The sequence below is a fragment of the Undibacterium sp. Di27W genome, from assembly GCF_049340345.1.
In the GTDB taxonomy this organism is placed as follows: Bacteria; Pseudomonadota; Gammaproteobacteria; order Burkholderiales; family Burkholderiaceae_D; genus Undibacterium.
This window is the reverse complement of record NZ_JBMPOS010000003.1, coordinates 194,717-207,014: the sequence shown is the minus strand read 5'-3', so window position 1 is coordinate 207,014 and position 12,298 is coordinate 194,717. Positions and strand designations below refer to the sequence as shown.

Below are 12,298 nucleotides of genomic sequence, written 5' to 3'. Positions count from 1 at the left end.
CAGACACGACAATCGCCCTGAGGAAATCCCGTAGAAAGCAAAGGATTTGCTTTCTACGGTAAGATGCTGGTCCCATCCCTCTTTGTTTGCCCTGCATGAAAACCCGTATTCGCACTGAAGCCGCCGCCCTCTGGACCATTGCCTGGCCTGTCCTGATAGGACAACTCGCCACGGTAGGCATGAGCGTGGCTGACGTGGCCATGACTGGTCATCTCAGTGCCAACGACCTCGCCGCCGTGTCACTGGGGGCGAATGTCTGGGTGATCATCCTGGTCAGCGTGATGGGCATCATGATGGCGGTGAATACTGTCATTGCCCATGAAGTTGGCGCGGAAAACCATGAGCGTGTGCCACATATGGTGCGCCAGGCCCTGTGGCTGGGCCTGGGTGTAGGCCTGCTTGGATGTGTGCTGTTGAATATTGCCACCCTGGTTTTCAATTTTCTGCAACTGGACCCGGCCATCAATGCCAAGGCTTCGCAATTCGTACATGTCATCAGCCTGGGCATGCCCGCCTTTGCCATGTACCGCGCCCTGTATGGTTATACCACCAGCCTGAACCAGACCAAGCCTGTCATGATGATCGCGCTGGGTGGCCTGACTTACAATATAGTCATGAACTGGCTGTTTATTTATGGCCATCTGGGCTTCCCCAAACTGGGTTCCACTGGCTGTGCGCTGGCCACCGGCACAGGCCTGTGGCTGATGCTGGCTGCCATGATATTCTGGATGCGTCGCGCCGCTGCCTATAAAGAGACCTTCCCCTTTAGCCATTATGAAGCACCGAACTGGGCAGAAATCCGCTCCACCCTGCGCCTGGGTCTGCCTATAGGCGTCACTTATTTTGCCGAGGTCTCAGCCTTTGGCGCAGTCGGTTTGCTGATTGCCCGCTTTGGCGTGGTGCCGGTATCGGCCAACCAGATTGCCCTGAATTTTTCATCCCTGGTATTCATGGTGCCTTTGAGCCTGGGTATCGCCCTGACCACCCGGGTCGGGCAAACCCTGGGCGAAGGCGACCCGGAACGGGCACGCTTTATCTCCTGGACAGGTTATGCACTGTCAACCAGCTTTGCCGTCATATCTGCCCTGGGCATCATGATCTTCCGCGACCTGGTGGCAGCAGCCTATACCTCTGACCCGGCGGTACAGGCACTGGCATCTGAGCTGCTGTTATATGCGGCGATCTTCCAGTTATCAGATGCGGCCCAGGTCACGGCATCCTGCGCCATACGCGGCTATAAAGTCACACGCACACCTATGCTGATACATCTGATGGCCTTTTATGGCTTTGCCCTGCCCATAGGTTGCGTGCTGGGGCTGGCACCGGCATGGCTGCCCTGGCACCCTGAACAGCCCATGGCAGCACGCGGTTTCTGGATAGGACTGGTATTGGGCCTGACTATTGCCGGTATCATGCTGACATCCTTGCTGCATCAACTGAGCAAGCGCAGGATCAGGCAAGCTGCAAATATGACTCATACTCCGGGCTGAAATTATCACCAACTGAAGATGGCAATATCAAATTAACTACCGAATATCTATTATTTTGTGATTGCCTGCTGTATTTATCAGCAAGATTTACTGCAATTCAAGCCAGAATCAGTCTGGAGGGCGGGCTTTCCGGTAAAATAGCGGGTTAATCAAATCCAACTGGCAAAACATCATGAGTCTCAAATGCGGCATCGTCGGCCTGCCTAACGTCGGCAAATCCACACTGTTCAATGCGCTGACCAAAGCAGGCATACCGGCAGAAAATTATCCTTTCTGCACGATAGAGCCTAATGTTGGTGTGGTTGAGGTACCTGATCCGCGCCTGAAGCAACTGGCTGACATCGTCAAGCCTGAGCGCATTCAGAATGCCATCGTTGAATTTGTTGATATCGCTGGCCTGGTGGCTGGTGCGTCCAAGGGTGAAGGCCTGGGTAACCAGTTCCTCGCCCACATCCGCGAAACTGATGCCATCGTCAACGTCGTGCGCTGTTTTGAAGATGACAATGTCATCCACGTCGCTGGCAAGGTCAGCCCGCTGGACGATATCGAAGTCATCCAGACTGAATTGGCCCTGGCCGACATGGGCACAGTAGAAAAAGCCATACACCGCGAAAACAAGAAAGCCCGCTCTGGCGATAAAGATGCATTGAAACTGGTCACCGTGCTGGAACGCATCATGCCTGCGCTGAACGATGCCAAGCCTGTACGCGCCCTGGGCCTGGATGCAGAAGAAATGCTGCTCATCAAGCCACTGTGCCTGATCACCGCCAAGCCAGCCATGTATGTTGCCAACGTCTCTGACAGTGGCTTCACCAATAACCCATTGCTGGATCAATTGACTGCCTATGCAAATTCACAAAATGCCCCTATCGTGGCAATTTGCGCTTCCATAGAATCTGAAATCGCTGACCTCGACGACGCCGACAAAACCGAATTCCTGGCCGACATGGGCATGGAAGAGCCAGGCCTCGACCGCCTGATACGCGCCGGTTTCAAACTGCTGGGCCTGCAAACTTACTTCACCGCTGGCGTCAAGGAAGTCCGTGCCTGGACCATCCACGTAGGCGACACCGCCCCACAGGCAGCTGGCGTGATCCACACCGACTTCGAACGCGGCTTCATCCGCGCCCAGACCATAGCATTTGATGACTACATCAATTTCAAAGGTGAATCCGGTGCCAAGGAAGCAGGCAAAATGCGCGCCGAGGGCAAGGAATATGTCGTCAAGGATGGCGATGTATTGAATTTCTTGTTTAACGTGTAAGATTTTCATATCTCACAAAAAAGCCGCGAAATATCGCGGCTTTTTTGCATTTTGCCTGGCGTTTTACATCATTGAGTCCATGAACTCGTTTTTATAAACGCGGATTTCCAGCGATGTGGCAAAAAAACCGACACATCTGCTGCTAAGTAGTAGCGCCAATGGTCAAGGCCTTTGCCTACGATATAATGATTTGCACTTCAGCCGCATTCCATACAGCCTGACTCACCCGCACCTACTTCGTGGAGAGCATTTGCCTGACCAACATCGTCCCCTTGTCACCCATGCGAGCCAGACATGAAACTTGATGTCCGCACCATTATGCTGATGCTGAGCGGGATTAATCTGCTGGGTGCGGGCATGATGGCGCTTATCAGTTTTCATGCTGACAACATAAGAGGGGCGCGCCAGTGGGCGCTGGGGCATTGCTGCATGTGCCTGGGTATTTTTACCAGTACCCAGATGTCTCCTGAATGGCCAGTGTGGATCATTGCCGCCGTTCCTTTTTGCACAGGTTGTGGCATAGGCTTTATCTACAATGGTATTGAAGCTTTCCAGGGCAAGCGCTGTCATTACTGGGTGACGGCATGGCTGGGCATGCAAATGATGGTGCAAAGCCTGTGGCTGGGCATGCTGCATGATGATATCCGCATGCTGGTAATTGCCAATTCCCTGCTCTTCGCGATTGTTTTTGGTGCCTGTGCCGTGAGGCTGATGGTCAAAGCTGCGCAACCCTTGAAAACTGCCTACAACCTGGCGGCGACTTCTTTTTCTTTCATTGCGCTGATGAGTTTTTTACGGGCCTTGAATATGCTGTCAAAGCCTGCGGAAGGGGTCACGCTGTTTGCGCAAGGCGATGTCAATCCTGTGTTTCTGGTACTTGGCGGTTTATCGCAACTGTCCATTTCACTGTCGCTGGTGCTATTGATCACTTTTCGCCTGGTCAGCGATTTGCGCGAACAAGCCACGCATGACAGCCTGACCGGCGCGCTGAACCGGCGCAGCTTTGAAGATGAATCACGGCGCTTGCTGGCGCGTGCCACCCGCACTGGGGACGCCATGTCCATCATCATGATAGACGTGGACTTCTTTAAACGTATCAATGACAAATATGGTCACCAGGCTGGTGATGAAGTACTGCGTCGCCTTGCCGCATTATTGCAGACTGTCATCCGCAGTGAAGATTGCCTGGCGCGCTATGGAGGTGAAGAGTTTTGTATTTTGCTGGCAGGCATCAATGAACAGGGTGCGGCCTTGCTGGCCGAGAGGGTACGCCTGTTGTATGCCGACCTGCGCGTGCCCTGGAAAGGTGATAGCCTGCAATGCACACTCAGTGCTGGCGTGGCAGATTCATTACTGGTGGGGACAGACTTATCCACCCTGGTCGGCGCAGCAGACCAGGCACTCTACAGCGCAAAAAATGCAGGGCGCAATTGCATCGCCCTGCATTCTGACCCAGTCTGATCAGGCAGCCTTGCGCTGACGCCCTGCCAGATGTGATTCCAGTACATTGCTGACTGGCAGTGCCACGCCATTCCTGACTGCTGCCAGCCAGTTGTCAGTGGTAGCAACAGCAGCGAAATTGGAATGGAAGACCACGCTATAGGCGCGATGAATTTCTTCTGCGCTGACATAGCCAGCCGCATTGGCATAAGGCAGTGAACCTGTGGCGTCGCTCAGGGTTTCTACCTGATAGCCATTATGCGCAGCTTCATAGATAGTGCTGGCATTGCAGTTATGCGTCATATAACCAACGATGCTGAGAGTATTGATTTCATTTTTTTGCAACCAGGCGGCAGCATCAGTGCCGGTGAATACGCTGGCCATGTTTTTTTCTATATGGTGATCGGCATGGCGACTGGCGACTACATCATGCAATTCCCAGGTTTTGGAACCACGGGCAAAGATAGGTGAGCTTTCCGACGCAGAATGCTGCACCACCAGCACAGGGATGCCAGCGGCTTTTGCCGTATCCATGGCACGGCCTATGTTGTGCAGGGATACTTTTGGGTCAGGGTATTCAATCAGCATATTGCCGGTGAAGTACTCATTTTGTACATCGATGACGATCAGGGCGCGCTTTACAGTGTTTACAGTGTTGTTGGTGCTCATGGTGGTTTCCTTTTTGGGTGAGTGTTTGCATCAAATTTGTGCTGTTGATGGACTGTATTCTGGGCTATCAGACGCTGAAATATAAGTGACCCGATTGCCAATATTCGATACAATCAGGCCATGCAGATATCTCTCCCTGAAAAGATCGTGAATATTGCGGTGCTGGCCTTTGATGGCATCAGCCCCTTCCATTTGTCCGTGCCTTGCATGGTATTTGGCGAGCACCATGGCGGGATGGTCATGCCTGCCTTCAATCTCAAGGTTTGCCTCGATAGTACTGGGCGAGCGCAGCATGAGGTGCAGACCAATGCCGGTTTTGCCATACGTGTGCGGCATGGTTTGGCTACGCTTGCCAAGGCCGATATGGTGGTCGTGCCATCCTGGCATGATGACTTGCGCCCTGCCCCGCCTGCCTTGTTGAAAGCCTTGCGCCAGGCGCACCAGCGTGGCGCAAGACTGATAGGTTTATGCCTGGGCGCTTTTGTACTGGCTGAGGCTGGCTTACTCGATGGCCGCAGTGCCACTACCCACTGGGCATTGGCCAAGGCATTTTCTGAGCGTTATCCCCACATCAGCCTGGACCCGAATGTCTTGTATGTTGACCATGGCGATGTCATCACTTCGGCGGGTACGGCGGCAGGCATAGATTGTTGCCTGCATGTCTTGCGTACCAGTTATGGCGCGGATATCGCCGCCCATGTGGCCAGACGCCTGGTGGTGGCACCACACAGACAAGGCGGGCAGGCGCAATATATACAACAGCCGTTGCCGGTACTGGCAACCGATGACAGGCTGGCCAAGGTACTGGAATGGATGCTGGCGCACCTGGACCAAACACAGCAACTGGATCAGCTGGCGCAAAGAGCATTGATGAGCAGGCGCAGCTTTACCCGCCATTTCCAGCAGCAAACTGGTACGACGGTCGGTAAATGGCTCTTGAACCAGCGCCTGGCACTGGCCCAGCGGCAACTGGAAACCAGCAAGCGCAGCATCGACGATATTGCGGCCGATACCGGTTTTGGCACAGGTTTATTATTGCGGCGTTACTTCGCCCGTGAATTTGGCATATCCCCCTCAGCCTACCGCCGTGAATTCCAGGGAAATGCCTGAAAGCCCAGCGTGAATGCCTATTAGCTATTAAAATAGCTGCTACTGAATTTGCTCACTTATTTTGCATCATGCCCAGCATACTCTCTCTGACGATTTACCCCATCAAGTCCTGCGCCGGTATCGCTCTGGATGCGGCTACCCTGAATGAAACCGGCCTGAGCTTTGAAGGCATACATGACAGGGAGTGGATGCTGGTAGATCAGCAGGGTCTGTTCCTGACGCAAAGAGAATTCCCCAGAATGGCGCTGATACGCCCCGAGATACGCAGTGATGGCCTGTACATCCATGCGCCCGGCATGCCTGTATTGTCCTTGAATCCGCAAGAAGATAGCAGCACTGCCAGCGTCACTATCTGGGAAGAAAGTTTTAGTGCCATGGATTGCGGGCAAGCCATGGCTGACTGGTTCAGCAAGGCGCTGGATACGCCTTGCCGACTGGTGCGCAGCACAGCGCAAACCCAGCGTTATGCGAGTCAGAAATGGACGGGTGACAAGCAGGTAGCCACGCGCTTTTCTGATGGTTACCCGATCTTGCTAACCGCATCTGCCTCGCTTGATGACCTCAATCAGCGCCTGGAAAAACAAGGCCGCCAAGCCCTGCCCATGAACCGCTTCCGCCCGAATATCGTGCTGGATGGCATAGAAGCTTTTGAAGAAGACTATGCCGAGAATTTTGAGATCGGTAGCAAAATACAATTGCGCCCGGTCAAGCCTTGCCCGCGTTGCCCCATGCCGTCCGTAGACCAGAGTACCGGCGAGTTTGGCCCTGACCCTATGGATATCTTGCAAACCTATCGCGCCAATCCCCTGGTGGATGGTGGCATCACCTTCGGCATGAATATCATCGTTGAACGTGGCCTTGGCCAGTTATTACGGGTGGGCGATGTCATGGACATGAATATCGCCTTTTAAGCCAGAAACATTAAACAAATACCATAGACATGGAAAGCATGATGCCAGCACCTTTGGATGAAGAGCCAGATCAGGCTCAATCTGCGTTGCTGGAATTGCAAAGCGAAAATCAGGCTTTGCGGGCCAGGCTCGATAGCTTGCTGGAACTGGCACACCGCAATCAAAACATCATGGCGCGTCACCAGAGTTTTGATTTGAAAATCATCGGTGCGAATAGTTTTCGTGAGCTGATCACGAATATCTTCAGCGCCCTGGCGGTCACTTCTGAGCTGGATGTGGTGTCACTGGTGCTATTCGACAAACTGGGTGATTTGCAGCAAATGCTGACTGACCTGAAGATAGATTTGCAAGAATTCCCACACCTGATTTTCTTGCGCCATGAAGTAGAGCTCAGCCAGCCTGAGACCGCCTTGCGCAAACCCCAGCTGGGTTTATACCAAAGCTTAGCCTATGCATCTTACTTCAGCAGTTTCAATAAAAAACCGGCCAGCATAGCCATCATCCCCATGCGCAGGCAAGGCCGCCTGATCGGTTGCCTGAATCTGGGCAGTTTCAAGGCTGACCGTTTCCAGCCCAATATGGCGACGGATTTTATTGAGCGCCTGGGTTCCATCATTGCGATCTGCCTGGAAAACGTCATCAACAATGAGCGCCTGACTTACATAGGTCTGACCGATCCTTTGACCAATGTCAGCAACCGCCGCTATGTCGAACAACGCATGCTGGAAGAAATTGCCCGTGCACGCCGGCAAAGATACAGCATTGCCTGCATGTATCTGGACATCGATTTCTTCAAGCTCATCAATGACCGCTATGGCCATCAGGGTGGTGATGATGTGCTCAAGGAAGTTGCAAAAAGGATCAAGGATGAATTGCGCCTCAGCGATACCCTGGGCCGTTTTGGTGGGGAAGAATTCGTCGTGGTGCTGGTCAACACCAATCTGCATGATGCGATACAGGTGGCCGAGCGCATACGCAAGAGCATCGCTGGCCGGGAATTTGTCTTGAGTGAATCAGGCACTTGCCAGGCGACCATATCGATAGGCCTGACGACCATAGACGAGAATACCAATTACGACGATGCCAGCAGCATAGCCCGCGATCTGGTGCTGCGTGCCGACCGGGCTTTGTACCAGGCCAAGAATGGCGGGCGTAATCAGGTGCGCTGTTTTTGACGTATCGCACGCTGCTGTGCACGAAGCTATCGCCAGCTGAAAATTCCTGACACTGAGGTGCACTGACAATGCTGCGCACAGCGCACCCTAAAATTTTGCTCAGACCGCCCACGTTCGATACCGTACAGAGTTACGCGCTGATACGGTTTATTGTTACCTCGTTATTAAACCCCATAAATGACGAGGCCAGCATGACTACCCAAAACGACGCGTTGGAAAAAATCCGTGACTTGATCAAAGACATCAAATTTGGCATGTTCACTACCGTAGATGAAAACAATCACCTGAGCAGTCGCCCGCTGACCAGCCAGCAAGTTGATGCTGCTGGCAATATATGGTTCTTTATTTCAGACGAAGCGAATTACATCAACGCCGTGCAGCAACATCCCGAAATCAATCTGAGTTTTTCTGATGTGGATGACAGTGTGTATGTCTCCATCTCTGGTCGTGCAGAAGTCTTGCGTGACCGTCAGAAAGCAGAAGAATTATGGAATGCCATGGTCAAGCCCTGGTTCCCGGAAGGTGTAGATGACCCACACTTGCGCCTATTGAAAGTGCAGATACATGCGGCAGAATATTGGGACAGTGGTTCCAGCAAGATGATGCAATTATTTGCGATGGCCAAGGCAGCCATCACTGGCGAGCAACCTAAGGATATTGGGGAGCATGGAACATTGCGGCCTTAACACCTGTTGACGGCCTTCAGCGCGCGTGATCGTGGTTCACGCGCGTTGTGATTTTTATTGCTCTGGCTTTTTCTGCAGCACTTCGTATTTCGCCTGCAATTGCTCAGGCGTTTCACGCCACTCGGGATTAAAGGGGATGCAACTGACCGGGCACACCTGTTGACATTGTGGCTCTGTGTAATGGCCTACACATTCGGTGCATTTATGTGGATCGATTTCATAAATTTCCGGCCCCATGTAAATTGCATCATTGGGGCATTCGGGTTCGCAGACATCGCAATTGATGCAATCGTCCGTAATCATCAGGGCCATGTTGTCGCTTTCATGTACTACTTGATCCAGTACTTACTTTAAGACTTGCTCTCGGCCAGCAATGCGACCTTTTTCTTCAGCCAGCGGTCGACGGAAGGGAATACAAATTTTGATACATCACCACCAAACATGGCGATCTCACGCACTATGGTGCCTGAAATAAATTGATATTGATCAGAAGGTGTCAGGAACAGGGTTTCTACATCTGGCAGCAGATAACGGTTCATACCCGCCATCTGGAATTCATATTCAAAATCAGACACGGCACGCAAACCACGCACGATGACGCGCGCATCATTTTTGCGCACAAAGTCCTTCAGCAAACCTGAGAAACTCTCTACTTTGACATTTGGATAATGTCCTAGTACTTCATTGGCGATTTCCAGACGTTCATCCAGGGAGAAAAATGGATTCTTGCTTTTGCTATCCGCTACACCGACCACCAAAGTATCAAAAAGACCGGATGCGCGACGCACCAAATCTTCATGACCGCGTGTCAGCGGATCAAATGTTCCCGGATAAACGGCTGTGACCATCTTCACTCCCTTTTTTCGCAATCTGCATAAGGATATGCACCAAGTTGAGCAGGCATTATGCCTGATTTTCGTGCGCCTCATGCGGCAAAATGTTGCGTTGCAGTATATGGAAGTAAACGCTACCGGCTTTATCAGCGCGGATAACTTGCCATCCGCTTAATAATTTAACTAATTTTTCATCTGTCGCTGCATCACCAGAAGATACCTCCAGTGAGAATTCAGATTCAACATAGATGCAGCCTTTAGGGCTGAGCAATTGTGCACAGGCTGGCAAGATACGCTCCAGCCAATCCTGCTCGAATGGAGGGTCGAGGAAGATCACATCCATTTTTTGTGGCTGGTTTGCCATGCTTTCCACTGCCTTGAGTGCATCTGCCCTGAGCAATTTGCACTGACTGGCTTGCAATTTGTCCCTGACCTGCTCCAGTTGCTTGTAAGCTGGCGTGTGCGCCTCAACCATGATGACCTGGGCCGCACCGCGGCTGGCGGCTTCAAAACCCAGGGCACCACTACCTGCGAACAGATCCAGGCAATGTACACCGGTCCAGTTATTGTGCAGCAAATGATTTAGCCAGTTGAACAGGGTTTCGCGGACACGGTCTGGCGTAGGGCGCAAACCCTCGGCATCGACTACGCTGAGCAGGCTGCGTTTCCAGACGCCACCTATGATGCGGACTTGATGGTTTTGACGTTTTACCGGCGTGGCTTTTGCGCTCGCGCCTTTTGTTTTTTTATTACTATTTGTTTTCATTGCATGCTTGTTACGGCTAAATCAGTTTATCTTGCGCTGTCTGTTAAAATGGCAGCATTCTAATATCAGGGCTGGCTTTTTTTGCCGCCCGCACTCCAAAATATCCCGATGTTTAGTTTTTTCAAAAAGAAGCCCAAAGAAGAGGCGCCAGTTGTTGTGGCTGAGCCGGCACCTGTTATTACAGCGCCAGCTAGTCCTGCACCTGTTGTTGCTACGCCTGCCATCGTTACCGCTGTTACCACTCCTGCGCCTGTGGCTGTGGCTGAAGTCAAGCCAGCAGTGGCAGATGTTGTAGCCCCTCAAGCGCCTGAACCTGAGCAAAAACGTTCATGGTTAAGCCGCCTGAAGGCAGGATTGGCCAAAACTTCCTCGAATCTTACCACCCTCTTCATCGGTGCCCGCATAGATGATGATTTGTATGAAGAACTGGAAGCTGCCCTGCTGACCTCGGATGCCGGTGTCGAAGCCACCCAGTTCCTGCTCGATGGCTTGAAGAAAAAGGTCAAGGAAGAAAAGCTGATAGATGCCGAACAAGTCAAGGCGGCCCTGAAAGTCTTGCTGCTGGAGTTATTAACACCATTGCAAAAACCGCTGGAACTGGGTCGCTATCAGCCCCTGGTCATGATGATCACCGGCGTCAATGGTGCGGGCAAGACCACCACCATAGGCAAGCTGGCCAAGCATATGCAAAGCCATCAGCAATCGGTCTTGCTGGCAGCGGGCGATACTTTCCGTGCTGCGGCTCGTGAGCAATTGACGATCTGGGGTGAGCGTAATAATGTCACCGTTATCTCCCAGGAATCCGGCGACCCTGCAGCGGTGGCCTTTGATGCCGTAGCCTCGGCGCGCGCCCGTGGCACGGATGTAGTGATGGTGGATACCGCTGGCCGCCTGCCCACCCAGCTGCATCTGATGGAAGAGTTGAAAAAGATCAAACGCGTCATCGCCAAGGGCATGGATGGTGCACCGCAAGAAGTCTTGCTCATTATCGACGGCAATACTGGCCAGAATGCGTTAGCGCAGGTCAAGGCCTTTGATGATGCCCTGCAATTAACTGGCCTGGTCATTACCAAACTGGATGGCACAGCCAAGGGTGGCGTGCTGGCAGCAATCGCCAAGAACCGCCCTGTGCCTGTGTATTTCATCGGCATAGGTGAGCAGATTGAAGACTTGCAACCATTTAATGCCCAGGAATTTGTTGACGCCCTGCTTAATTGATTTAGCACGGGCAAAATTGCGTGCTATCCCACCTATAGCCACAAGGCCACAGCGACCATGATTGAATTTGAACACGTCAGCAAACAATATTCGCAAGATGCCTATGCGCTCAAAGATGTTTCCTTGTCGATCGCCGATGGTGAACTGATCTTCCTGGCTGGCCCCTCGGGCGCAGGCAAGTCTACTTTACTCAAAATGATTGCCGGTATAGAAAAACCAACTTCCGGCATGGTCAGAGTGAATGGCCAGGATATCAGCAAACTAAAAGCCAGCAGCCTGCCCTATCTGCGCCGCAGGCTGGGCTTGATTTTGCAAGATCAAAAACTATTGACTGACCGCCATGTGCTGGCCAATGTCATGCTGCCCATCATCGTCACCGGCGCCTCCCATGGCGAGGCTGAAACGCGTGCCCGCATCGCTCTGGAGAAAGTGGGCTTGCCAGACAAGGCTTACTCCATGCCGCTGGCTCTCTCAGGTGGTGAACAGCAAAGGGTGGCAATTGCCCGTGCGATTGTCAACCGGCCACAGATCATCCTGGCGGATGAACCTACCGCCTTTCTGGACAGAGACAATGCCAACAAGGTATTGAATGCGCTGAAAGCTTTCCAGAGTGCTGGCGTCACCTGCATTATCTCCAGCCATGATGAACAATTTCTTGATCAAGCCAGCCGTGTGATTTATTTGAGCCAGGGCCGGGTCGTCGATACCTGGAAATCCTCGCTGGCCGCTTGATGCC

General features: G+C 52.5%; 13 protein-coding genes. 9 read left to right on the top strand and 4 right to left on the bottom strand.

The annotated features are described in order from the left end of the window. Nucleotides 1–95: 95 nt before the first annotated feature. The 3 genes from ACO0LF_RS08650 (at nt 96) to ACO0LF_RS08640 (ending at nt 4,215) form a co-directional block, all read left to right on the top strand. Nucleotides 96–1,490, top strand: a complete 1,395-nt coding sequence (locus ACO0LF_RS08650; protein WP_423013708.1) for an MATE family efflux transporter — start codon at nt 96–98, stop codon at nt 1,488–1,490. 172 nt (nt 1,491–1,662) lie between these two features. Beyond that, nucleotides 1,663–2,754 (top strand): redox-regulated ATPase YchF, encoded by a 1,092-nt coding sequence (ychF, locus tag ACO0LF_RS08645; protein ID WP_422950272.1) that lies wholly within the window; start codon nt 1,663–1,665, stop codon nt 2,752–2,754. Nucleotides 2,755–3,048: 294 nt separating this feature from the next. Further along, complete coding sequence (locus tag ACO0LF_RS08640; protein WP_423013707.1) at nt 3,049–4,215, top strand: GGDEF domain-containing protein; 1,167 nt, start codon at nt 3,049–3,051, stop codon at nt 4,213–4,215. On the opposite strand, the gene ACO0LF_RS08635 is transcribed toward ACO0LF_RS08640, so the two are convergent. Then, a complete protein-coding gene (locus ACO0LF_RS08635; RefSeq protein WP_423013706.1) occupies nt 4,216–4,863 on the bottom strand; it encodes a cysteine hydrolase family protein in 648 nt (215 codons plus the stop codon). A 120-nt stretch (nt 4,864–4,983) separates the two neighbouring features. On the opposite strand from ACO0LF_RS08635, the gene ACO0LF_RS08630 reads away from it, so the two are divergent. The 4 genes from ACO0LF_RS08630 to ACO0LF_RS08615 all read left to right on the top strand — a co-directional run bounded on the left by ACO0LF_RS08630 (nt 4,984) and on the right by ACO0LF_RS08615 (nt 8,745). Then, complete coding sequence (locus ACO0LF_RS08630) at nt 4,984–5,973, top strand: GlxA family transcriptional regulator (RefSeq protein WP_423013705.1); 990 nt, start codon at nt 4,984–4,986, stop codon at nt 5,971–5,973. Between the two features lie 68 nt (nt 5,974–6,041). Further along, nucleotides 6,042–6,884, top strand: a complete 843-nt coding sequence (locus ACO0LF_RS08625; RefSeq protein WP_423013704.1) for an MOSC domain-containing protein — start codon at nt 6,042–6,044, stop codon at nt 6,882–6,884. 38 nt (nt 6,885–6,922) lie between these two features. After that, on the top strand, nt 6,923–8,059 hold the full coding sequence (locus tag ACO0LF_RS08620) for a DUF484 family protein (RefSeq protein WP_423013703.1): 1,137 nt from the start codon (nt 6,923–6,925) through the stop codon (nt 8,057–8,059). 191 nt (nt 8,060–8,250) lie between these two features. After that, nucleotides 8,251–8,745 (top strand): pyridoxamine 5'-phosphate oxidase family protein, encoded by a 495-nt coding sequence (locus tag ACO0LF_RS08615; protein WP_423013702.1) that lies wholly within the window; start codon nt 8,251–8,253, stop codon nt 8,743–8,745. 54 nt (nt 8,746–8,799) lie between these two features. On the opposite strand, the gene ACO0LF_RS08610 is transcribed toward ACO0LF_RS08615, so the two are convergent. Genes ACO0LF_RS08610 through rsmD form a run of 3 tightly spaced genes read right to left on the bottom strand, consistent with a single transcriptional unit; the run spans nt 8,800 to nt 10,344 of the window. Further along, nucleotides 8,800–9,057: a YfhL family 4Fe-4S dicluster ferredoxin gene (locus ACO0LF_RS08610; protein ID WP_423013701.1), complete on the bottom strand. Its 258-nt coding sequence runs from the start codon at nt 9,055–9,057 to the stop codon at nt 8,800–8,802. Between the two features lie 38 nt (nt 9,058–9,095). After that, nucleotides 9,096–9,593, bottom strand: coding sequence for a pantetheine-phosphate adenylyltransferase (coaD, locus tag ACO0LF_RS08605; RefSeq protein ID WP_422950259.1), 498 nt, complete (start codon nt 9,591–9,593; stop codon nt 9,096–9,098). 55 nt (nt 9,594–9,648) lie between these two features. After that, a complete protein-coding gene (gene rsmD / locus ACO0LF_RS08600) occupies nt 9,649–10,344 on the bottom strand; it encodes a 16S rRNA (guanine(966)-N(2))-methyltransferase RsmD (RefSeq protein ID WP_423013700.1) in 696 nt (231 codons plus the stop codon). A gap of 108 nt (nt 10,345–10,452) precedes the next feature. Between rsmD and ftsY the strand changes: the two genes are divergently transcribed. Together ftsY and ACO0LF_RS08590 are read left to right on the top strand one after the other, a co-directional pair. Further along, complete coding sequence (gene ftsY, locus ACO0LF_RS08595; protein ID WP_423013699.1) at nt 10,453–11,562, top strand: signal recognition particle-docking protein FtsY; 1,110 nt, start codon at nt 10,453–10,455, stop codon at nt 11,560–11,562. Between the two features lie 57 nt (nt 11,563–11,619). After that, entirely contained in the window at nt 11,620–12,294 is a 675-nt protein-coding gene (locus tag ACO0LF_RS08590; RefSeq protein ID WP_423005134.1) for a cell division ATP-binding protein FtsE, read from the top strand. Nucleotides 12,295–12,298: the final 4 nt, after the last annotated feature.